Origin of the sequence: Pseudomonas sp. ANT_J28 (assembly GCF_008370005.1) — a bacterium.
Taxonomy (GTDB): Bacteria; Pseudomonadota; Gammaproteobacteria; order Pseudomonadales; family Pseudomonadaceae; genus Aquipseudomonas; species Aquipseudomonas frigoris.
Map to the genome: position 1 here is coordinate 95,084 of NZ_VOBM01000005.1, position 20,768 is coordinate 115,851.

Consider the following 20,768-nt stretch of genomic DNA (forward strand, 5'->3'; position numbering starts at 1 on the left):
TCATGCTCAGCAGAAGCTAGATGTCCTTAAGTCGTGTCTCTGTCACCGCGGTGCGCAATCTGCACCCGGTGACCTTCTCCCCCTCCCCCCGAATCAACATTCTTTACGGCGCCAACGGCAGCGGCAAAACCAGTGTTCTGGAAGCCATTCATCTGCTGGGGCTTGCCCGTTCGTTTCGTAGCACCCGCCTGTTACCGGTCATCCAGTACGAGCAGCTCGCCTGTACGGTGTTTGGTCAGGTGGAGATGGCCGAGGGTGGGCACAGCGCATTGGGGATCTCCCGAGACCGTCAAGGGGAGTTCCAGATTCGCATCGACGGGCAGAATGCTCGCAGCGCGGCGCAACTGGCGGAAATCCTGCCGCTGCAGTTGATCAACCCTGACAGTTTTCGATTGCTGGAAGGCGCACCGAAGATTCGTCGGCAGTTTCTCGACTGGGGCGTGTTCCACGTGGAACCACGATTCATGTCTACCTGGCAGCGCTTGCAGAAGGCCCTGCGCCAGAGAAACTCTTGGCTGCGGCATGGTACACTTGACGCCGTTTCGCAAGCGGTTTGGGACAGGGAACTGTGCCAGGCCAGCGCTGAAATTGATGAATACCGCCGCGCTTATATCAAAGCCTTGAAACCAGTCTTTGAACAGACCTTGAGCGAACTTGTTGAGCTCGAGGGCTTAACGCTCAGCTATTACCGAGGTTGGGACAAAGACCGAGAGCTGAGTGCAGTGCTCGCCGGATCCCTTCAGCGGGATCAGCAAATGGGTCATACCCAGGCCGGACCGCAGCGCGCTGATTTGCGTCTTAGATTGGGCGCACACAACGCCGCGGACATCTTGTCTCGCGGTCAGCAGAAGCTGGTGGTCTGTGCATTGCGGATTGCCCAAGGGCACTTGGTCAGTCAGGCCCGACGCGGGCAGTGTATTTATCTGGTGGATGACCTGCCGTCCGAACTGGACGAGCACCACCGCCGCGCGCTTTGCCGCTTGCTGGAAGACTTACGCTGCCAGGTGTTTATCACCTGTGTAGATCACGAATTATTGAGGGAAGGCTGGCAGACGGAAACGCCAGTCGCTCTGTTCCACGTGGAACAGGGCCGTATCACCCAGACCCACGACCATCGGGAGTGAAGGCATTGAGCGAAGAAAATACGAATACCTACGACTCAACGAGCATTAAAGTGCTGAAAGGCCTGGATGCCGTACGCAAACGTCCCGGTATGTACATTGGTGACACCGACGATGGTAGCGGTCTGCACCACATGGTCTTCGAGGTAGTCGACAACTCCATCGATGAAGCGCTCGCTGGCCACTGCGACGACATCAGCATCATCATCCACCCGGACGAATCCATCACCGTTCGCGACAACGGTCGTGGCATCCCGGTAGACGTGCACAAAGAAGAAGGCGTCTCGGCAGCTGAGGTCATCATGACCGTGCTGCACGCTGGTGGTAAATTCGACGACAACTCCTACAAAGTATCCGGCGGCCTGCACGGTGTAGGTGTGTCGGTTGTGAACGCCCTGTCCGAAGAGCTGGTCTTGACCGTTCGCCGCAGCGGCAAAATCTGGGAACAGACCTACATTCACGGTGTTCCAAAAGAACCGATGAAAATCGTCGGTGAGAGTGAAAGCACCGGCACCCAGATCCACTTCAAACCGTCCGACCTGACGTTCAAGAACATCCACTTCAGCTGGGACATCCTGGCCAAGCGGATTCGTGAACTGTCCTTCCTCAACTCCGGTGTCGGCATCGTCCTCAAGGATGAACGCAGCGGCAAGGAAGAGCTGTTCAAGTACGAGGGTGGCCTGCGTGCGTTCGTTGAATACCTGAACACCAACAAAACCCCTGTCAACCAGGTGTTCCACTTCAACATTCAGCGCGAAGACGGCATTGGCGTGGAAATCGCCTTGCAGTGGAACGACAGCTTCAACGAGAACCTGTTGTGCTTCACCAACAACATTCCACAGCGCGATGGCGGTACTCACCTGGTGGGTTTCCGTTCCGCTCTGACGCGTAACCTGAACACCTACATCGAAGCCGAAGGTCTGGCGAAGAAGCACAAAGTCGCGACCACCGGTGACGATGCCCGTGAAGGCCTGACCGCGATCATCTCGGTAAAAGTGCCGGATCCGAAGTTCAGCTCCCAGACCAAAGACAAGCTGGTTTCTTCCGAAGTGAAGACCGCGGTCGAACAGGAAATGGGCAAGTACTTCTCCGACTTCCTGCTGGAAAACCCGAACGAAGCCAAGCTGGTTGTCGGCAAGATGATCGATGCGGCTCGCGCTCGTGAAGCGGCGCGTAAAGCCCGTGAGATGACCCGCCGTAAAGGCGCGCTGGATATCGCCGGCCTGCCGGGAAAACTGGCTGACTGCCAGGAAAAAGACCCTGCCCTTTCCGAACTGTACCTCGTGGAAGGTGACTCTGCTGGTGGCTCCGCCAAGCAGGGACGCAACCGTCGGACCCAAGCCATCCTGCCTCTCAAGGGCAAGATCCTGAACGTCGAGAAGGCGCGCTTCGACAAGATGATCTCTTCGCAAGAAGTGGGCACCTTGATCACCGCGCTGGGCTGCGGCATTGGCCGCGATGAGTACAACATCGCGAAGCTGCGTTACCACAACATCATCATCATGACCGATGCTGACGTCGACGGTTCGCACATCCGTACCCTGCTTCTGACCTTCTTCTTCCGTCAGTTGCCGGAGCTGATCGAGCGCGGCTACATCTACATCGCTCAGCCACCGCTGTACAAGGTCAAGAAAGGCAAGCAAGAGCAATACATCAAAGACGACGACGCCATGGAAGAGTACATGACGCAGTCGGCCCTGGAAGATGCGAGCCTGCACCTGAACGAGGAAGCCCCGGGTATTTCCGGACCAGCCCTCGAGCGTCTGGTGAATGACTTCCGTCTGGTAATGAAGACGCTCAAGCGTCTGTCGCGCCTGTACCCACAGGAGCTGACCGAGCACTTTATCTACCTGCCTGCCGTTAGCCTGGAGCAATTGTCCGATCACGCTGCGATGCAGGATTGGATGGCCCAGTATGAAGTTCGCCTGCGCACCGTCGAGAAGTCCGGCCTGGTTTACAAAGCCAGCCTGCGTGAAGACCGTGAACGTAACGTCTGGCTGCCTGAGGTCGAACTGATCTCCCACGGCTTGTCGAACTACGTCACCTTCAACCGCGACTTCTTTGGCAGCAACGATTACAAGACTGTTGTTTCTCTGGGCGCTCAACTGAGCACCTTGCTGGACGACGGCGCGTATATCCAGCGTGGCGAGCGTAAGAAGCCGGTCACCGAGTTCAAGGAAGCCCTTGAATGGCTGATGGCCGAAAGCACCAAGCGTCACACCATCCAGCGATACAAAGGTCTGGGTGAGATGAACCCGGATCAGCTGTGGGAAACCACCATGGACCCAAGCCAGCGCCGGATGCTCAAAGTGACCATCGAAGACGCCATTGGCGCGGACCAGATCTTCAACACCCTGATGGGTGATGCGGTCGAGCCTCGTCGTGACTTCATCGAAAGCAACGCCCTGGCGGTTTCCAACCTGGACTTCTGATCCAGCGAACCTGCCAAACGAAAAAGGCCAACGCTCAAGCGTTGGCCTTTTTTATTGTCCGTAAATGGCTTTGGTAACAATCCAATCTTGCTGTTGTTCAACGATTGAAACACGTTATCGCTGGCATAAAAAAACCGGCTATATCAGCCGGTTTTTTTGCGCCCTAAAAAAACTTATGCACCTTTTTCGGTTTTTTAAGGGTTTATGAAATATGTATATAAATCATAAGCCTACAAGCTAAATCCGACGCTTTTCAGCAAAACGGTACACAGGTTATCCACAGAATCTCAGACAGCGACTTGATCGTTGGCAGAGGGGGCCGCCGGCGCTGCCGGTAGCGAACCCATTTCACGTTGCATCTGCTCGTTCCAGGCCTGGACCCGATCATTCAGCTCGGCAACCGCTCGCGGCCCGCTACCCTCGGCATACAGGGGTGCGCCGATGATCACGGTAATGACGCCCTGCTTCTTCGCCCAGCCGGTTTTCGGCCAGAACTTGCCAGCATTGTGCGCAATTGGCAGGACCGGAAGTGCGGCGTTGACCGCCAACGCCGTGCCACCGCGTGAGAACTTGCCGATGGTGCCATAAGGAACACGAGTCCCTTCGGGGAAGATCAGCACCCAGACGCCATCCTTCAGCAGTTCATCGCCCTTCTTCGCCACATGCTTGAGCGCGGCTTTCGGATTGTCGCGGTCGATGGCGATTGGTCGCAGCATGGCCATGGCCCAGCCGAAGAACGGCACAAACAGTAATGAGCGCTTGAGCACTTGGCTCAACGGCTCGAAGTAGGCGGAGAGAAAGAACGTCTCCCACGTGCTCTGGTGGTTCGACTGAATCACGCAGGGCTGGTCAGGCACGTTCTCGGCGCCCTTCACTTCGTAGCTGATGCCCAGGAAAACCTTGCTCAGCCACAAGGCGCAGCGGCACCAGTACACATTGATGAAGCGATAGCGCGCCTTGAACGGCAGAAAAGGCGCGATAAAAAAGCTCAGGCTGCACCAGAGCAAGGAGCTGATGCCCAGCAGCAGGTAAAAGAGGAAGGATCTGATGGCCTGCAGTATCGACATGGCGACATTTACCGTTGCGGGCACTGCCCGCCTATTCAAGCGCACTCCCGATCAATCCTTGGCCAGGAATATCAGAAGCACTCTAATTGTGGATAAGTTCTGCGGCAATCGCCGCCAGATCGTCAAAAATCAAGGTGCCTACCGGTAGGGTCTTGCCCAAAGTCTTTTCGCCTTTCCCGGTCTTTACCAAAACTGGCTGAGAATCGACGGCTTCGGCGGCCTCCAGGTCACCAAGGGTATCGCCGACGAACCAAAGATTGGTCAGCGATACGTTGTAATGCGCGGCGATGGTTTTCAACATCCCGGGTTTTGGTTTGCGGCATTCGCAGCCATCGTCCGGCCCGTGCGGGCAATAGACGATCAGCCCGACTTCACCGCCCTGCTCCGCCACCCGCTCGCGCAAGCGCTCGTGCATGGCGTCCAGGGTGGCGATGTCGTAATAGCCGCGAGCGATGCCCGACTGGTTGGTAGCCACCGCTACCGTCCAGCCGGCCTTGCTCAACTGCGCGATGGCTTCGATCGAACCCGGGAGCGGAATCCACTCCTCCACCGACTTGATGTAAGCGTCGGAGTCGTAATTGATCACCCCGTCCCGATCGAGAATCAGCAGTTTCAACAGCAGCTCCTCAGCCCAGCAGCGAAATGTCGGCGACGCCGAGGAACAGCCCGCGCAGACGCGACAGCAACGCATAACGGTTAGCGCGGACCTTGGCATCTTCAGCGTTGACCATTACGGCTTCGAAGAACGCATCCACTGGCTCACGCAAGGCAGCCAGACGTGCCAGCGATTCGCGGTACTGACGCGCCGCAGCCATCGGCTGGACAGCCTGGTCAGCCTGCTGGATCGCCGAGTACAGGGAGAACTCGTTGGCGTTGTCGAAGTACTTGGCTTCCACGACCGAAGGAACAGAGCCTTCTACCTTGCTCAGCAAGTTCGAAACGCGCTTGTTCACCGCGGCGAGGGCAGCGGCTTCCGGCAGTTTGCGGAAGGCTTCTACCGCTTGTACGCGCTGATCGAAGTCCAACGCCGAACCCGGTTTCAGGGCACGCACCGACAGGTAAGTCCCTACATCAACGCCTTCGTCTTCGTAACGGGCACGCAGACGGTCGAAGATGAACTCCAGTACCGAATCGTTGAGGCCGGCAACCTTGACCTTTGTACCGAACGCATTCACGGCGAACGCCACGGCATCGTTCAAATCGAGGTCGAGCTTCTTGTCGATCAGGATGCGCAACACACCCAGCGCAGCACGGCGCAAGGCGTACGGGTCTTTGCTACCGGTTGGCAGCATGCCGATACCGAAAATGCCCACCAGTGTGTCGAGCTTGTCAGCGATGGCCACGGCCGCACCGGTCAGGGTTGTTGGCAGTTCGGCACCGGCACCGCGCGGCATGTACTGCTCGTTCAGTGCCAGTGCGACTTCTTCCGGCTCGCCGTCGTTGAGGGCGTAGTAGTAACCAGCGACACCTTGCATCTCCGGGAACTCACCGACCATCTCGGTCGCCAGGTCGCACTTGGACAGCAGGCCGGCACGGGAAGCCCATGCGGCGTTGCCGCCAATGCGTTGAGCGATGAACGCGGCGAGTTTGGAAACGCGCTCGGCCTTGTCGTAGACGCTGCCGAGTTTTTCCTGGAACACCACGTTCTGCAGGCGCAGGTTGAAGTCTTCGAGTTTCTGCTTCTTGTCTTGCTTGAAGAAGAACTCGGCGTCGGTCAGGCGTGGGCGAACCACTTTCTCGTTGCCGGCGATGATCTGCTGCGGGTCTTTGCTTTCGATGTTGGCCACGGTAATGAAACGTGGCAGCAACTTGCCGTCGGCATCCAGCAGGCAGAAATACTTCTGGTTGTCCTGCATGGTGGTGATCAAGGCTTCTTGCGGCACGTCGAGGAAACGCTCTTCGAACGAGCACACCAGCGGCACCGGCCATTCAACCAGCGCGGTCACTTCGTCGAGCAGGGCTGGCGGCACGATCGCCGTCCCTTCCTGCATCGTCGCCAGCTCTTCGACGCGCTTGCTGATCAGTTCGCGACGCTCGTTGGCATCAGCCAATACGTAAGCGGCACGCAGGTCGGTCAGGTAATTGGCCGGCGAGGTGATGCGTACGCTTTCCGGGTGGTGGAAGCGGTGACCACGGGAATCACGGCCGGACTTTTGGGCAAGGATCGTGCAATCGATGACATTGTCACCGAGCAGCATCACCAGCCACTGGGTCGGACGAACGAATTCTTCCTTGCGAGCACCCCAGCGCATGCGCTTGGGAATCGGCAGGTCGTTCAGGGAATCTTCGACGATGGTCGGCAGCAGACTCGCGGTTGGCTTGCCGGCAATGCTTTGGCTGTAGCGCAGTTTCGGGCCGCTCTGATCGATTTCGCTCAGGTCGACGCCGCACTTCTTGGCGAAGCCCAATGCCGCTTGAGTCGGGTTACCTTCGGCATCGAACGCGGCCTGACGTGGCGGGCCGTCGAGGTTGATGCTGCGATCCGGCTGCTGAGTCGCCAGATCGGTGATCAGCACGGCCAGGCGACGTGGCGCGGCGTAGACGGTTTTGGTCTCGTAGTTCAGGCCAGCGGCTTGCAGGCCCTTGTCGATACCGGCCAGGAACGCGTCGGCCAGGATGTTCAGGGCTTTGGGTGGCAGTTCTTCGGTGCCCAGTTCAACCAGAAAATCTTGAGCACTCATTGTGCAGCCTCCAGCTTAGCCAACACTTCGTCACGCAGGTCCGGGGTCGCCATCGGGAAGCCCAGTTTGGCGCGAGCCAGCAGGTAGGCTTGCGCAACGGAACGCGCCAGGGTGCGGACACGCAGAATGTATTGCTGACGCGCGGTCACCGAGATCGCCCGGCGCGCATCCAGCAGGTTGAAGGTATGGGACGCCTTCAACACCATTTCGTAGCTCGGCAACGGCAGCGGCTGGTCGAGTTCGATCAGGCGCTTGGCTTCGCTTTCGTAGAAATCGAACAGTTCGAACAGCTTCTCGACGTTGGCGTGTTCGAAGTTATAGGTCGACTGCTCCACTTCGTTCTGGTGGAACACGTCGCCGTAGGTCACCTTGCCGAACGGACCGTCAGCCCAGACCAGGTCGTAGACCGAGTCCACGCCTTGCAGGTACATGGCCAGACGCTCGAGACCGTAGGTGATCTCGCCGGTCACCGGGTAGCACTCGATGCCGCCCGCTTGCTGGAAGTAAGTGAACTGTGTCACTTCCATGCCGTTGAGCCAGACTTCCCAGCCCAGACCCCAGGCGCCCAGTGTTGGCGATTCCCAGTTGTCTTCAACGAAGCGTATATCGTGGACCAATGGGTCCAGGCCGACATGCTTGAGGGAGCCCAGGTACAGTTCCTGGAAGTTGTCCGGGTTTGGCTTCAGCACGACCTGGAACTGGTAGTAGTGCTGCAGACGGTTCGGGTTTTCGCCGTAGCGGCCGTCAGTCGGGCGACGACTGGGCTGCACATAAGCGGCGTTCCAGGTTTCCGGGCCAATGGCACGCAGGAACGTGGCAGTGTGGAAAGTCCCGGCGCCTACTTCCATATCGTAGGGCTGAAGTACCACACAACCTTGTTCGGCCCAGTATTGCTGGAGGGCGAGGATCAAGTCTTGGAAGGTACGCACGGCTGGCGTAGGCTGGCTCACGAAATTCACCTGTTTCTTGGGCTGCGATTTAAAGAGCGGGAGTATACCCGATTCGGTCCTGCGCACGCCCCCTGGAGCCTTATGCCACGCTGCTTTTGGTGTTCCGAAGATCCGCTGTACATGGCTTATCACGATCAGGAGTGGGGCACGCCGCTACGCGATGCGCAGGGTTTGTTCGAGTTGCTTTTGCTCGAAGGGTTCCAGGCCGGCCTTTCCTGGATCACCGTGCTGCGTAAACGTGAGCACTATCGTCAGGTGATGTTCGGTTTCGACGTACAGCGCGTGGCGCAGATGAGCGACGCCGAAATTGATGAGTTGATGCTCGATCCGGGCATCATTCGCAATCGCCTCAAACTCAATGCGGCCCGGCGCAATGCCCAGGCCTGGCTGGCGCTGGAGGATCCGGTGGAATTTCTCTGGTCCTTCGTCGACGGCAAGCCTGTGATCAATCATTTCAAGGACCGCAGTGAAGTGCCGGCCGTGACGCCGACCGCCGTGGAGATGAGCAAAGGCCTGAAAAAGGCCGGCTTCACGTTCGTCGGCCCGACTATTTGCTACGCGCTGATGCAGGCCTCGGGCATGGTCATGGACCACACCCAGGATTGCGATCGCTACGCGGCGCTCGCGAACGGCGGTTAGAATAGCCGCCTCGCGCACAGCACAAGATCAGGAGTGACCTGTGGATAAGTTTAAAGGCGCCTTGCTGGTAGGCGCTCTGCGGCTGTTTGCCCTGCTCCCGTGGCGGGCAGTGCAGGCCGTGGGCTCGGCCATCGGCTGGGTCATGTGGAAAACCCCCAACCGTTCACGCGATGTGGTGCGGATCAACCTCGCCAAGTGTTTCCCGGACATGGACGCGGCTGAACGGGAGCGTCTTGTCGGCCAGAGCCTTAAAGACATCGGCAAGTCCCTGACCGAAAGTGCCTGCGCCTGGATCTGGCCGGCCCAGCGCTCCATCGACCTGGTGCGTGAAGTCGAAGGTCTCGACGTATTAAAGGACGCACTCGCCTCCGGCAAGGGTGTCGTCGGTATCACCAGCCACCTGGGCAATTGGGAAGTGTTGAACCACTTCTATTGCAGCCAGTGCAAACCGATCATTTTCTATCGCCCGCCGAAATTGAAGGCTGTGGATGATTTGCTGCGCAAGCAGCGGGTGCAATTGGGTAACCGGGTTGCCGCCTCCACCAAGGAAGGCATCCTCAGCGTCATCAAGGAAGTGCGCAAAGGTGGTGCAGTGGGCATTCCCGCTGACCCGGAACCGTCCGAATCCGCCGGGATCTTCGTACCGTTCTTCGCCACTCAGGCCCTGACCAGCAAATTCGTACCGAACATGCTCGCCGGCGGCAAAGCGGTCGGCGTGTTCCTGCATGCGCTACGTCTGCCGGACGGATCGGGTTACAAAGTGATCCTCGAAGCCGCGCCAGAGGCCATGTACAGCACCGATACCGAGACGTCCTGCGCCGCCATGAGCCAGGTGGTCGAGCGCTATGTGCGGGCGTATCCGAGCCAGTACATGTGGAGCATGAAGCGCTTCAAGAAGCGTCCGCCGGGCGAAGAACGCTGGTACTGAGTTAATTGGCATGATCTGTGGATAACCTAGGGGCCAGGGTTATCCACAACCGTTCAGTAAAGGGCGCAGAAGATGTCCGAACACCGCAAATCGTTTCGCATCAAGATCAGTCACCACAGTTTCGGCGAATGCTTGGGCCAGACGCGTAACCTTTCGACGACAGGCGTCTACGTCAAGCATCCGGGCTTGTCGGCATTGCCCAAGGGCGCGGTGGTGTACGGTCAGGTGCAGGACTTACCCACAGGCGCGCCGCGGGTGCGCATGGAAGTGGTGCTGGTGGATGCCGAGGGCATTGGCCTGCGCTATCTCTGATCAGTGAGCCTGACGCTCAAGCTTCTTCAGAAACACGGTCATTTCCTTTTCGGCCTGCTTGTCGCCATGGGCGCGAGCGGCTTCCAGGCCCAGTTCCCACGCCTGACGTGCCGCCGCGAAATCCTTCAGCCCCAGATGGGCCTTGCCCATTAGCTTCCAGGCCGCTGAGTACTTCGGATCGAATTCGACGCAACGCTGGAAATGCTCGGCCGCCTTGGCGTTTTCCCCAAGGTCCAGATAACCCTTGCCCAGCCCGAAGCGCAGCAATGAGTTATCCACACCCTTGGCGAGCATTTTTTCCAGGGATTCGATCATCGTTCGCACCTCTTTGGACAGCGATCGTTCCCACGCAGAGCGTGGGAACGATCAGTTAGAAGAAGCTGAGTCCCACATGAAACAGCTTTTCAACATCCCGAATATGTTTCTTATCCACAAGGAACAGAATCACATGGTCGCCCGCCGCAATCACGGTGTCGTCGTGGGCAATGATCACCTCTTCGTCACGGATGATTGCGCCAATGGTGGTGCCCGGCGGCAGGCCAATGTTCTCAATGGCCTTGCCGATGACCTTACTCGACTTTTCATCGCCGTGGGCAATCGCCTCGATGGCTTCCGCCGCGCCCCGGCGCAATGAGTGCACGCTGACGATATCGCCACGGCGCACGTGCGCCAGCAAGGTGCCGATGGTGGCCAATTGCGGGCTGATAGCGATGTCGATGTCGCCGCCCTGGATCAGGTCGACGTAGGCCGGGTTGTTGATGATCGTCATCACCTTCTTCGCGCCCAGGCGCTTGGCCAGCAGTGACGACATGATGTTGGCTTCGTCGTCGTTGGTCAGGGCCAGGAAAAGGTCAGCGTCAGCGATGTTCTCTTCCAGCAGCAGATCCCGATCCGAAGCGCTGCCCTGCAGCACCACAGTGCTGTCGAGGGTGTCCGAAAGATGACGGCAGCGCGCCGGGTTCATTTCGATGATCTTCACTTGGTAACGGCTTTCGATGGCCTCGGCCAGGCGTTCACCGATCTGCCCGCCGCCCGCGATGACGATGCGCTTGTAGCTCTCATCGAGGCGACGCATTTCGCTCATCACGGCGCGAATATTCGCCTTGGCGGCGATGAAAAAGACTTCGTCGTCCGCCTCGATCACCGTATCGCCCTGCGGCAGGATCGGCCGATCACGACGGAAAATCGCCGCAACACGGGTTTCGACATTTGGCATGTGCTCACGCAACTGTCGCAGTTGCTGGCCCACCAGCGGGCCGCCGTAGTACGCCTTGACCGCCACCAATTGGGCTTTGCCTTCGGCGAAGTCGATCACCTGCAAGGCGCCCGGATGCTGGATCAGGCGCTTGATGTAATTGGTGACCACTTGCTCCGGGCTGATCAGCACGTCCACCGGAATCGCTTCGTTGTCGAACAGCTCGGAGCGAGTCAGGTAGGCGGCTTCGCGAACCCGGGCGATTTTGGTCGGCGTGTGGAACAGGGAGTGGGCTACCTGGCAGGCAATCATGTTGGTTTCGTCGCTGTTGGTCACCGCCACCAGCATGTCGGCGTCGTCCGCGCCAGCCTGACGCAGCACCGTCGGCAGCGAGCCGCGGCCCTGCACGGTGCGGATGTCCAGCCGATCGCCGAGGTCGCGCAGGCGTTCGCCATCAGTGTCGACCACGGTGATGTCGTTGGCCTCGCTGGCCAAGTGTTCTGCCAGCGAACCGCCGACCTGCCCTGCGCCGAGGATGATGATTTTCATCCAGTCACTCCCTTAAAACCCATTAACCGCGCGCGGCGGCGATCTTGATCAGCTTGGCGTAGTAGAACCCGTCGTGGCCGCCGTCCTGGGCCAGCAATTGGCGGCCGTGAGGTTGCTTGATACCGGCTTGAGTCGCGAGGTCCAGTTCACGGGCGCCAGACGTGCGAGCGAGGAAGGCTTCAATGACTTCGGTGTTCTCGGTCGGCAGCGTGGAGCAGGTGGCGTACAGCAGAATTCCACCGACTTCCAAAGTTATCCACATGGCGTCGAGCAGCTCACCTTGAAGCACCGCCAGAGCAGCGATGTCGTCCGGTTGGCGAGTCAGCTTGATGTCGGGATGACGACGGATGACGCCGGTGGCCGAGCACGGCGCGTCCAGCAGAATGCGCTGGAAGGGCTTGCCGTCCCACCAGGTGGCGGTGTCGCGGCCGTCGGCGGCGATCAGTTCGGCGCTCAGGCCCAGGCGTGCGAGGTTTTCCCGCACCCGCACCAAACGCTTGGCTTCCAGGTCCACCGCTACCACGCCGGCGAGTGCCGGCTCGGCTTCAAGGATGTGGCAGGTCTTGCCGCCCGGTGCGCAGCAGGCGTCCAGCACCCGTTGGCCCGGTGCCAGGTCGAGCAGGTCGGCGGCCAGTTGCGCGGCTTCGTCCTGAACGCTGATCCAGCCTTCGGCAAATCCCGGCAAGCTGCGCACATCGGCAGCGGCGTCGAGAACGATGCCGTCCTGACTGTAAACACACGGCGTGGCGGCGAGGTCGGCGTCGGTCAGCAACCCGAGGTAAGCATCGCGGCTGTGATGACGACGGTTGACCCGCAGGATCATCGGCGGATGCGCGTTGTTCGCCGCACAAATGGCTTCCCACTGCTCAGGCCAGAAGGCTTTCAGGGATTTTTGCAGCCAGCGCGGGTGGGCAGTGCGCACCACCGGGTCATGTTCCAGCTCCGCCAGCAGCGCTTCGCTTTCACGCTGGGCACGGCGCAGCACGGCGTTGAGCAAGGCCTTGGCCCAGGGTTTTTTCAGCTTGTCGGCGCAACCCACGGTTTCGCCAATGGCGGCATGGGCCGGAACCCGTGTATAGAGCAACTGGTAGAGACCGACCAGCAACAGCGCTTCGACATCGGCGTCGGCTGCCTTGAACGGCTTCTGCAGCAACTTGGCCGCCAGCGCCGACAAACGTGGCTGCCAGCGAGCGGTACCGAACGCCAGGTCTTGGGTGAAGCCTCGATCACGGTCTTCGACCTTGTCCATTTGCGTCGGCAGAGAACTGTTGAGTGAGGCTTTTCCGTTAAGAACAGCGGCGAGTGCCTTGGCGGCGGCCAGACGTGGATTCATTGAGCGTCCGCCGCTTGACCGAGAACGGTGCCGACGGCGAATTTCTCACGACGGCTGTTGAACAAGTCGCTGAAGTTCAGCGCCTTGCCGCCGGGCAATTGCAGACGAGTCAGGCACAGGGCTTGCTCACCGCAGGCGACAATCAAACCATCCTTGCTGGCGCTGAGGATTTCACCGGGAGCGCCCTGCCCTTCGGCGAGGCTGGCGGCCAGCACCTTCAATGCTTCGCCATTCAGCGTACTGTGGCAGATCGGCCACGGATTGAAGGCGCGAACCAGACGTTCCAGCTCAACCGCCGGGCAACTCCAGTCGATGCGCGCTTCGTCCTTGTTCAATTTGTGAGCATAAGTGGCGAGGCTGTCGTCCTGCACTTCGCCTTCCAGCGTTCCGGCAGCGAGCCCGGAAATCGCCTGAATCACCGCTGGCGGGCCCATTTCGGCCAGACGGTCGTGGAGGCTGCCGCCGGTGTCTTCACTGGTGATCGGCGTGGTGACTTTCAGCAGCATCGGCCCGGTGTCGAGTCCCAGTTCCATACGCATCACGGTCACACCGCTTTCGCTGTCGCCCGCTTCGACGGCGCGCTGGATCGGCGCCGCACCGCGCCAGCGTGGCAGCAAGGAGGCGTGGCTGTTGATGCAGCCCAGGCGTGGAATATCCAGCACCACTTGCGGCAGGATCAGGCCGTAGGCGACCACCACCAGCAAATCCGGTTTGAGCGCGGCCAGTTCAGCCTGAGCGTCTTCGTTGCGCAGCGTCGGCGGTTGCAGCACAGGAATGTTGTTTTCCAGAGCCAACTGCTTGACCGGGCTTGGCATCAGTTTTTGCCCGCGACCCGCCGGACGGTCCGGTTGGGTGTAAACCGCGACGATCTCGTAAGGGCTGTCGAGCAGGGCCTTGAGGTGTTCGGCGGCGAATTCCGGGGTGCCGGCAAAGACGATGCGCAGTGGCTCAGTCATTCAAAAGGTCTCGCAAAAGAAAAAGGCTTGCCGCAGCAAGCCTTTGGAAGGAGGGCATCAAGCGTTCTGGCGATGGAGCTTTTCCAGTTTCTTCTTGATTCGGTCGCGTTTGAGACTGGACAGGTAGTCGACGAACAATTTGCCATTCAGGTGGTCGCATTCATGCTGGATGCACACGGCGAGCAGGCCTTCGGCGATCAGTTCGTAAGGCTGGCCGTCGCGGTCCAGGGCTTTGATTTTGACTTTTTGCGGGCGATCGACGTTTTCGTAGAAACCCGGCACCGAGAGGCAGCCTTCCTGATATTGCTCCATCTCGTCGGTCAGGGTTTCGTACTCGGGGTTGATGAACACCCGTGGTTCGCTGCGGTCTTCGGAGAGGTCCATCACGACGATACGTTTGTGCACGTTGACCTGGGTCGCGGCGAGGCCGATGCCTGGCGCTTCATACATTGTTTCAAACATGTCATCGACCAACTGACGCACTTCGTCGTCCACTACGGCCACAGGTTTGGCGATAGTGCGCAGGCGCGAATCGGGGAATTCGAGGATGTCTAAAATGGCCATAAGCTTAATTGCTGCACGTTTGAGGTAATGTCGGGTCGATGGCCTGGCGGGTCCGAAGATGCAGGCTACCGTTGTGAAGCGTAGCTCCTTTTCTTTTTGTTAAAGAGTCGGGAGCGAGCCACGAGGGCTCTGGCGTTTCACGCGAACGCACATAATAAAGGGATTCACCGCATGAGGAAATCACTACTCGCCTTGCTCCTTCTGGCCTCGGCCGGTTTGGCGCACGGGCAAGTGCAACTCAAGGAAGGTTTTCCACAGCAATACACCGTGGTATCGGGTGACACACTCTGGGACATATCGGGGAAATTCCTTCGTGAACCGTGGAAATGGCCGGAACTCTGGCAGGCCAATCCACAAATCGAAAACCCCAATCTCATCTACCCCGGCGACTCGTTGTCGCTGGTTTACGTCAACGGGCAGCCACGCCTGACCCTCAACCGCGGCGCTTCCCGAGGCACCATCAAGCTGTCGCCACGCATCCGCAGTAGCCCGGTTGCCGATGCGATCCCGAGCATTCCGCTGCAATCGATCAACAGCTTTCTGCTGAGCAACCGCATCGTCGACAAGGTCGAGGACTTCGACAAGGCGCCTTATATCGTCGCCGGCGATGCCGAACGCGTGCTCAGTGGCACCGGTGACCGAATTTTCGCTCGCGGCCATTTCGATCCGGCTGAGCCGGTTTACGGCATCTTCCGCCAGGGAAAGGTCTACACCGATCCTGTCAGTAAAGAATTTTTGGGGATCAATGCCGACGACATTGGCGGCGGCGAGATTGTGGCCACCGAAGGCGACGTTGCCACGCTGGCGTTGCAACGCACCACTCAGGAAGTTCGCCTCGGCGACCGCTTGTTCAGCGGTGAAGAGCGATCGATCAACTCGACCTTCATGCCCAGTGCGCCAAAAACCGAGATCAACGGGTTGATCATCGACGTGCCGCGCGGGGTGACCCAAATTGGCGCGCTGGATGTGGTCACGCTGAACAAGGGCCAGCGCGATGGCCTGGCCGAAGGCAACGTGTTGGTGGTGATGAAAACCGGCGAGACCGTGCGTGACCGGATCACCGGTCAGCCACTGAAAATCCCGGATGAGCGCGCCGGTCTGCTGATGGTTTTTCGCACCTATGACAAGCTCAGCTACGGGCTGGTGCTCAAGGCATCACGCTCCTTGGCGGTGCTGGACAAGGTGCGAAATCCTTAGCAGGTTCCACAAGTTACCAACAGAGTTATCCACAGCTTATTCCCGTTTGAACGGGGCTCATAACGATCAAGGATGATCCATGTCGCTGTCTACTTTTGCACCGGTTTCCCCTGCGGAACTGGAAGCTCGTTTACGTTTGCATCGCTTGCCGGAACTCGGCCCTGCGCGTTTCAAGAAATTGCTAGAGGCCTTCGGCTCGGCGTCCAAGGCTATCAGCGCGCCGGCCAGTGCCTGGCGTTCGTTGGGTTTGCCCCTCGCTTGCGCGGAGGCCAGGCGCTCCAGTGAAATCCGTGATGGCGCGAGCCACGCATTGGCCTGGTTAGAGCGTCCGGGCCAGCATTTACTGATGTTGGACCAACCTGACTACCCGGCACTGCTGGCGGAAATCAGTGATGCGCCGCCGCTGTTATTCGTGGCGGGCGATCCCGGCATTCTGGAAAAACCGCAACTGGCGATGGTCGGCAGCCGTCGCGCTTCGCGGCCAGGCATGGACACCGCCGCCGCCTTTTCCCGCAGTCTGGCCGGCGCCGGTTTTGTCATTACCAGCGGTTTGGCGCTGGGCATTGATGCCGCCGCCCATCAAGCCGCTTTGGACGTGGGCGGGCGAACGGTCGGTGTACTTGGCACGGGACTTGAAAAGTTTTATCCACAGCGCAATCGAAGGCTGGCGGATGCCATGATCGCCTCGGGCAGCGCTGTACTTTCGGAGTTCCCGCTGGACGCCGGGCCGACCGCCAGTAACTTCCCCCGGCGCAATCGAATCATCAGCGGTTTATCCCTGGGCGTGCTGGTGGTCGAGGCGAGTGTCGCCAGCGGTTCGTTGATCACCGCAAGGCTGGCGGCGGAACAAGGGCGCGAGGTGTATGCAATTCCCGGGTCGATCCACCACCCTGGTGCAAAGGGTTGTCATCAACTGATCCGCGACGGCGCGGTGCTGGTAGAAACCATCGAGCATATCCTCGAAGCCTTGCGTGGCTGGCAGCAGTTGCCGTTACCCACAGCGACACCAGCGGTGACACATCCGTTGCTCATTCTGCTGCATGCGGCGCCGCATACCAGTGAAGCGTTGTCCGTCACCAGCGGCTGGGCCTTGCCGAAAGTGCTGGCGGCACTGACGGAACTGGAAATGGATGGTCGGGCGGTCTGCGAAAGCGGGCGCTGGTTTGCGCGGGTGAGCTAGGTTTTATAAGGAAGATCGGTAAACTGCGCAGAGCCTTATTCCGGAGAGTTTTTCATGGTTAACAGTTGGCGTGTGCAACAAGCCGCGCAAGCCATTCGCGCAGGTGCGGTGATTGCCTATCCAACCGAAGCGGTCTGGGGGCTGGGTTGCGACCCATGGGACGAAGAGGCGGTTGAGCGTCTGTTGATGCTCAAGGGCCGGTCTGTGGGTAAGGGGCTGATTCTGGTCGCCGACAACATCCGGCAGTTCGACTTCCTCTTCGAAGACTTCCCGGAGCTGTGGATGGACCGCATGGCCAGCACCTGGCCGGGACCGAACACCTGGCTGGTGCCGCATCAGAATATGTTGCCCCAGTGGATTACCGGCGTGCATGAAACGGTGGCGCTGCGGGTCAGCGATCATCCGCTGGTGCGGGATTTGTGTGCGTTGGTCGGGCCGCTGGTGTCGACCTCGGCCAATCCACAGGGCCGGCCGGCGGCGCGCACACGGATTCGCGTGGAGCAGTATTTCCGTGGGCAGTTGGATTTGGTGTTGGGCGGGAATCTGGGTGGGCGCAAGAACCCGAGCGTGATCCGAGACCTGGCAACCGGCCACGTTGTGCGCCCGGATTGAGACCGCGTTATCGTTCATCGCGAGCAAGCTCTCTCCCACAGAATCAAGCGGTCTCCTGTTGGAGCGGGCTTGCTCGCGAAGAGGCCCTCAAGGCAATAAAACAGTCGAACCAGTCGTACGCCGTGCTGACAACTCGTTCTGCGCCTTCGCCGCTTCAGCCAATGGATACTTCTGGCTGATGTCCACTTTCAGCTTGCCGCTGATGATCATCTCGAACAGTTCATCCGCCATACGCTGCAGGTTTTCAGCGTTGTTGGCGTAGGTCGCCAGGGTCGGGCGAGTCACGTACAGCGAACCTTTCGCCGACAGAATTCCCAGGCTCACCCCGTCAACCGCGCCCGACGCATTGCCGAAGCTCACCACCAGACCGCGAGGTGCCGTGCTATCAAGCGAAGTCAGCCAGGTGTCCTTGCCCACGCCGTCGTACACCACCGGGACCTTTTTGCCGTCAGTCAATTCCAGTACGCGCTGTGCGACGTTTTCATGACTGTAATCGATGGTCGCCCAAGCGCCGTTGGTCTTGGCCAGTGCGGCTTTCTCCGGTGAGCTGACCGTGCCGATCAACTTCACGCCCAAGGCCTTGGCCCATTGGCAAGCCAGGGAGCCGACACCACCGGCCGCGGCGTGAAACAGGATGGTTTCGCCACCCTTGAGCTCATAAGTCTGACGCAGCAGGTACTGCACGGTCAGGCCCTTGAGCATTACGCCGGCGGCCTGTTCGAAGCTGATCGCGTCCGGCAGGTGCACCAGATTGGCCTCCGGCAACACGTGAACGTCGCTGTAGGCGCCCAACGGACCGCTGCCATACGCCACGCGATCACCGACCTTGAACCGGGTGACTTCACTGCCCACGGCCTCGACCACGCCCGCGCCTTCCGAGCCCAGGCCCGATGGCAGGGCTGGCGGCGCATAGAGACCGCTGCGGAAATAGGTGTCGATGAAATTCAGGCCGATGGCCTTGTTGGTGACGCGAACCTGCTGCGGGCCGGGCTCGGCGGGTTGGTAGTCAACATACTCGAGCACCTCGGGGCCGCCATGGGCGCGGAACTGGATACGCTTAGCCATCAGAACTCTCCTTAGGTCTTAGCTACTAGGGTTGTAGCGCGAAGCTCCCTATCGGACTCCTATGCTTGATCTTCGTCAACTGCGGCAGGTCCATCTGCGATGTTATGCTACGCGCCCATTTGCGCCGGCCCCCGCTCCGATGGAGCGCCGCGTAGCTTTGCCCGATTCAAGGTGATGACATGACGACCCGCACCGAGGCCGTAAAAGCCTACCTGCTCGACCTGCAAGACCGCATCTGCGCGGCCCTCGAAGCTGAAGACGGCGGCACGCAGTTCGTCGAAGACGCCTGGACCCGGCCTGCCGGCGGTGGCGGTCGCACCCGAGTGATCGAAAACGGCGCGGTCATCGAAAAGGGCGGCGTCAACTTTTCCCACGTCTTCGGCAGCGGTCTCCCACCGTCCGCCAGCGCTCATCGGCCAGAACTGGCCGGCCGTGGCTTCGAAGCCCTTGGCGTCTCTTTGGTTATTCACCCGCACAACCCGCATGTGCCGACGTCCCACGCCAACGTGCGCTTTTTCATCGCTGAAAAAGAAGGCGAAGAACCGGTCTGGTGGTTCGGCGGTGGCTTCGACCTGACCCCTTATTACGGCAATGAAGAAGACTGCGTGCACTGGCACCGCGTCGCCGAGCAGGCCTGCGCGCCGTTTGGCCCGGACGTCTACTCGCGCTACAAGGCCTGGTGTGACAGCTACTTCCACATCAAGCATCGCCACGAGCCGCGCGGTATCGGCGGCCTGTTTTTCGATGACTTGAACGAGTGGGACTTCGACACCAGCTTCGCCTTCATGCGCGCCATCGGTGACGCGTTCATCGACGCCTACCTGCCGATCGTGCAGCGCCGCAAAAATGATGCGTTTACCGCCAAACAGCGTGAATTCCAGGAATTCCGCCGTGGGCGCTACGTTGAATTCAATCTGGTCTACGATCGTGGCACGCTGTTCGGTCTGCAATCGGGCGGGCGTACCGAGTCGATCCTGATGTCCCTGCCGCCGCAAGTACGCTGGGGTTACGACTGGAAAGCCGAGCCGGGCAGCGAAGAAGCACGGCTCACCGAGTACTTCCTGCAAGACCGCGATTGGTTGGCCAAGGCCTGAAAGAGGAATTCTGATGGACCGTTATGTCGTTTTCGGTAATCCGATTGGCCACAGCAAGTCGCCGCTGATCCACCGTCTGTTCGCCGAACAGACGGCTCAAAAACTCGACTACAGCACGTTGCTGGCGCCCCTCGACGATTTTTCTACCTGCGCCCGGACGTTTTTCCTCGAAGGTCGTGGGGCGAATGTGACGGTGCCGTTCAAGGAAGAGGCCTATCGTCTGGCGAACAGTCTGACGGCGCGGGCGCAGCGCGCCGGTGCGGTGAACACCCTGAGCAAACTGGCTGATGGCAGCCTGCTGGGCGACAACACCGATGGCGCCGGACTGGTGCGAGACCTGGCGGTCAACGCCGGTTTCAGCCTCAAGGGCAAACGCATCCTGCTGCTCGGTGCCGGCGGCGCGGTGCGCGGTGCGCTGGAGCCGTTGCTGGCCGAGCAACCCGCTTCGGTAGTCATTGCTAACCGCACGGTGGAAAAAGCCGAACTGTTGGCGGAATTGTTCGCGGACTTGGGGCCGGTGTCGGCCAGTGGTTTTGATTGGTTGAAGGAGTCAGTGGACCTGATCATCAACGCGACGTCCGCCAGTCTGTCAGGGGATGTACCGCCGATTGCCAGCAGTTTGATCGAGCCGGGCAAAACGGTGTGCTACGACATGATGTACGGCAAGGAGCCGACCTCATTCTGCCGTTGGGCCAGTGAACATGGCGCGGCAGTGTCGATGGATGGCTTGGGGATGCTCGCCGAACAAGCGGCAGAAGCGTTCTTCCTGTGGCGCGGCGTGCGCCCGGACACGGCGCCGGTGCTGGCTGAACTTCGCCGCCAACTCGCACTTTAAGAGCTTCGCGAGCAAGCCCGCTCCCACATTTTTACCGAGTTCTCCCAGAAGAATGCGA

20 protein-coding genes are annotated in these 20,768 nt (G+C 59.7%); 10 read left to right on the forward strand and 10 right to left on the reverse strand.

What is annotated here, in order from left to right; translation table 11 throughout:
* Nucleotides 1–20: 20 nt before the first annotated feature.
* Both recF and gyrB read left to right on the forward strand, forming a co-directional pair.
* The gene (gene recF / locus FQ187_RS04625; protein ID WP_056738504.1) at nt 21–1,124 is read left to right on the forward strand and encodes a DNA replication/repair protein RecF; all 1,104 of its coding nucleotides are present in this window, start codon (nt 21–23) and stop codon (nt 1,122–1,124) included.
* Nucleotides 1,125–1,129: 5 nt separating this feature from the next.
* Nucleotides 1,130–3,553, forward strand: coding sequence for a DNA topoisomerase (ATP-hydrolyzing) subunit B (gyrB, locus tag FQ187_RS04630; RefSeq protein WP_046045408.1), 2,424 nt, complete (start codon nt 1,130–1,132; stop codon nt 3,551–3,553).
* 287 nt (nt 3,554–3,840) lie between these two features.
* Here the strand turns inward: gyrB and FQ187_RS04635 are convergent, their stop codons facing one another.
* From FQ187_RS04635 to glyQ, 4 genes are all read right to left on the reverse strand, one after another.
* Entirely contained in the window at nt 3,841–4,620 is a 780-nt protein-coding gene (locus tag FQ187_RS04635) for a 1-acyl-sn-glycerol-3-phosphate acyltransferase (protein ID WP_149628578.1), read from the reverse strand.
* Nucleotides 4,621–4,702: 82 nt separating this feature from the next.
* Nucleotides 4,703–5,242 carry a D-glycero-beta-D-manno-heptose 1,7-bisphosphate 7-phosphatase gene (gene gmhB, locus FQ187_RS04640; protein ID WP_178122674.1) on the reverse strand — a complete coding sequence of 180 codons (540 nt, stop codon included), beginning with the start codon at nt 5,240–5,242 and terminating at the stop codon, nt 4,703–4,705.
* Nucleotides 5,243–5,246: 4 nt separating this feature from the next.
* Nucleotides 5,247–7,301 carry a glycine--tRNA ligase subunit beta gene (glyS, locus tag FQ187_RS04645; protein WP_149628580.1) on the reverse strand — a complete coding sequence of 685 codons (2,055 nt, stop codon included), beginning with the start codon at nt 7,299–7,301 and terminating at the stop codon, nt 5,247–5,249.
* Nucleotides 7,298–8,251: a glycine--tRNA ligase subunit alpha gene (gene glyQ / locus FQ187_RS04650; RefSeq protein ID WP_003213601.1), complete on the reverse strand. Its 954-nt coding sequence runs from the start codon at nt 8,249–8,251 to the stop codon at nt 7,298–7,300. The genes glyS and glyQ overlap by 4 nt, the downstream gene beginning before the upstream one ends.
* 81 nt (nt 8,252–8,332) lie before the next feature.
* Here glyQ and tag point away from each other — a divergent pair, with 81 nt between their 5' ends.
* From tag to FQ187_RS04665, 3 genes are all read left to right on the forward strand, one after another.
* Nucleotides 8,333–8,890 (forward strand): DNA-3-methyladenine glycosylase I, encoded by a 558-nt coding sequence (tag, locus tag FQ187_RS04655; protein ID WP_033059707.1) that lies wholly within the window; start codon nt 8,333–8,335, stop codon nt 8,888–8,890.
* A 40-nt stretch (nt 8,891–8,930) separates the two neighbouring features.
* Nucleotides 8,931–9,818: a lysophospholipid acyltransferase gene (locus tag FQ187_RS04660; protein WP_129439735.1), complete on the forward strand. Its 888-nt coding sequence runs from the start codon at nt 8,931–8,933 to the stop codon at nt 9,816–9,818.
* A 72-nt stretch (nt 9,819–9,890) separates the two neighbouring features.
* Nucleotides 9,891–10,130 (forward strand): PilZ domain-containing protein, encoded by a 240-nt coding sequence (locus tag FQ187_RS04665; RefSeq protein WP_008155688.1) that lies wholly within the window; start codon nt 9,891–9,893, stop codon nt 10,128–10,130.
* On the opposite strand, the gene FQ187_RS04670 is transcribed toward FQ187_RS04665, so the two are convergent.
* Genes FQ187_RS04670 through def form a run of 5 tightly spaced genes read right to left on the reverse strand, consistent with a single transcriptional unit; the run spans nt 10,131 to nt 14,727 of the window.
* Entirely contained in the window at nt 10,131–10,445 is a 315-nt protein-coding gene (locus tag FQ187_RS04670; RefSeq protein WP_149628581.1) for a tetratricopeptide repeat protein, read from the reverse strand. It abuts the gene before it with no gap.
* Between the two features lie 55 nt (nt 10,446–10,500).
* Nucleotides 10,501–11,874, reverse strand: a complete 1,374-nt coding sequence (gene trkA, locus FQ187_RS04675) for a Trk system potassium transporter TrkA (protein ID WP_149628582.1) — start codon at nt 11,872–11,874, stop codon at nt 10,501–10,503.
* A 22-nt stretch (nt 11,875–11,896) separates the two neighbouring features.
* A complete protein-coding gene (rsmB, locus tag FQ187_RS04680) occupies nt 11,897–13,207 on the reverse strand; it encodes a 16S rRNA (cytosine(967)-C(5))-methyltransferase RsmB (RefSeq protein WP_149628583.1) in 1,311 nt (436 codons plus the stop codon).
* Nucleotides 13,204–14,163 (reverse strand): methionyl-tRNA formyltransferase, encoded by a 960-nt coding sequence (fmt, locus tag FQ187_RS04685; RefSeq protein ID WP_149628584.1) that lies wholly within the window; start codon nt 14,161–14,163, stop codon nt 13,204–13,206. Before fmt ends, rsmB begins: the two co-directional genes overlap by 4 nt.
* A gap of 57 nt (nt 14,164–14,220) precedes the next feature.
* Nucleotides 14,221–14,727, reverse strand: a complete 507-nt coding sequence (gene def, locus FQ187_RS04690) for a peptide deformylase (RefSeq protein WP_149628585.1) — start codon at nt 14,725–14,727, stop codon at nt 14,221–14,223.
* A 171-nt stretch (nt 14,728–14,898) separates the two neighbouring features.
* Here def and FQ187_RS04695 point away from each other — a divergent pair, with 171 nt between their 5' ends.
* The 3 genes from FQ187_RS04695 to FQ187_RS04705 all read left to right on the forward strand — a co-directional run bounded on the left by FQ187_RS04695 (nt 14,899) and on the right by FQ187_RS04705 (nt 17,716).
* Nucleotides 14,899–15,924: a LysM peptidoglycan-binding domain-containing protein gene (locus FQ187_RS04695; RefSeq protein ID WP_149628586.1), complete on the forward strand. Its 1,026-nt coding sequence runs from the start codon at nt 14,899–14,901 to the stop codon at nt 15,922–15,924.
* Between the two features lie 79 nt (nt 15,925–16,003).
* Nucleotides 16,004–17,104 carry a DNA-processing protein DprA gene (gene dprA, locus FQ187_RS04700; protein WP_149628587.1) on the forward strand — a complete coding sequence of 367 codons (1,101 nt, stop codon included), beginning with the start codon at nt 16,004–16,006 and terminating at the stop codon, nt 17,102–17,104.
* A gap of 54 nt (nt 17,105–17,158) precedes the next feature.
* Nucleotides 17,159–17,716: an L-threonylcarbamoyladenylate synthase gene (locus tag FQ187_RS04705; RefSeq protein WP_129439724.1), complete on the forward strand. Its 558-nt coding sequence runs from the start codon at nt 17,159–17,161 to the stop codon at nt 17,714–17,716.
* 87 nt (nt 17,717–17,803) lie between these two features.
* Here the strand turns inward: FQ187_RS04705 and FQ187_RS04710 are convergent, their stop codons facing one another.
* Complete coding sequence (locus tag FQ187_RS04710; RefSeq protein WP_149628588.1) at nt 17,804–18,781, reverse strand: NADPH:quinone reductase; 978 nt, start codon at nt 18,779–18,781, stop codon at nt 17,804–17,806.
* Between the two features lie 179 nt (nt 18,782–18,960).
* Between FQ187_RS04710 and hemF the strand changes: the two genes are divergently transcribed.
* Both hemF and aroE read left to right on the forward strand, forming a co-directional pair.
* Nucleotides 18,961–19,875: an oxygen-dependent coproporphyrinogen oxidase gene (hemF, locus tag FQ187_RS04715; RefSeq protein ID WP_149628589.1), complete on the forward strand. Its 915-nt coding sequence runs from the start codon at nt 18,961–18,963 to the stop codon at nt 19,873–19,875.
* A 13-nt stretch (nt 19,876–19,888) separates the two neighbouring features.
* Nucleotides 19,889–20,710, forward strand: coding sequence for a shikimate dehydrogenase (gene aroE / locus FQ187_RS04720; RefSeq protein WP_149628590.1), 822 nt, complete (start codon nt 19,889–19,891; stop codon nt 20,708–20,710).
* The last annotated feature ends 58 nt before the right edge of the window (nt 20,711–20,768 follow it).

Bases quoted from the DNA above. Each gene is read 5' to 3' on its own strand.
- def (WP_149628585.1), bottom strand. From the start codon at position 14,727: ATGGCCATTTTAGACATCCTCGAATTCCCCGATTCGCGCCTGCGCACT.
- trkA (WP_149628582.1), bottom strand. From the start codon at position 11,874: ATGAAAATCATCATCCTCGGCGCAGGGCAGGTCGGCGGTTCGCTGGCA.
- FQ187_RS04710 (WP_149628588.1), bottom strand. From the start codon at position 18,781: ATGGCTAAGCGTATCCAGTTCCGCGCCCATGGCGGCCCCGAGGTGCTC.
- FQ187_RS04635 (WP_149628578.1), bottom strand. From the start codon at position 4,620: ATGTCGATACTGCAGGCCATCAGATCCTTCCTCTTTTACCTGCTGCTG.
- FQ187_RS04695 (WP_149628586.1), top strand. From the start codon at position 14,899: ATGAGGAAATCACTACTCGCCTTGCTCCTTCTGGCCTCGGCCGGTTTG.
- glyS (WP_149628580.1), bottom strand. From the start codon at position 7,301: ATGAGTGCTCAAGATTTTCTGGTTGAACTGGGCACCGAAGAACTGCCA.
- rsmB (WP_149628583.1), bottom strand. From the start codon at position 13,207: ATGAATCCACGTCTGGCCGCCGCCAAGGCACTCGCCGCTGTTCTTAAC.
- FQ187_RS04705 (WP_129439724.1), top strand. From the start codon at position 17,159: ATGGTTAACAGTTGGCGTGTGCAACAAGCCGCGCAAGCCATTCGCGCA.
- tag (WP_033059707.1), top strand. From the start codon at position 8,333: ATGCCACGCTGCTTTTGGTGTTCCGAAGATCCGCTGTACATGGCTTAT.
- aroE (WP_149628590.1), top strand. From the start codon at position 19,889: ATGGACCGTTATGTCGTTTTCGGTAATCCGATTGGCCACAGCAAGTCG.
- hemF (WP_149628589.1), top strand. From the start codon at position 18,961: ATGACGACCCGCACCGAGGCCGTAAAAGCCTACCTGCTCGACCTGCAA.
- FQ187_RS04670 (WP_149628581.1), bottom strand. From the start codon at position 10,445: ATGATCGAATCCCTGGAAAAAATGCTCGCCAAGGGTGTGGATAACTCA.
- fmt (WP_149628584.1), bottom strand. From the start codon at position 14,163: ATGACTGAGCCACTGCGCATCGTCTTTGCCGGCACCCCGGAATTCGCC.
- dprA (WP_149628587.1), top strand. From the start codon at position 16,004: ATGTCGCTGTCTACTTTTGCACCGGTTTCCCCTGCGGAACTGGAAGCT.
- FQ187_RS04665 (WP_008155688.1), top strand. From the start codon at position 9,891: ATGTCCGAACACCGCAAATCGTTTCGCATCAAGATCAGTCACCACAGT.
- recF (WP_056738504.1), top strand. From the start codon at position 21: ATGTCCTTAAGTCGTGTCTCTGTCACCGCGGTGCGCAATCTGCACCCG.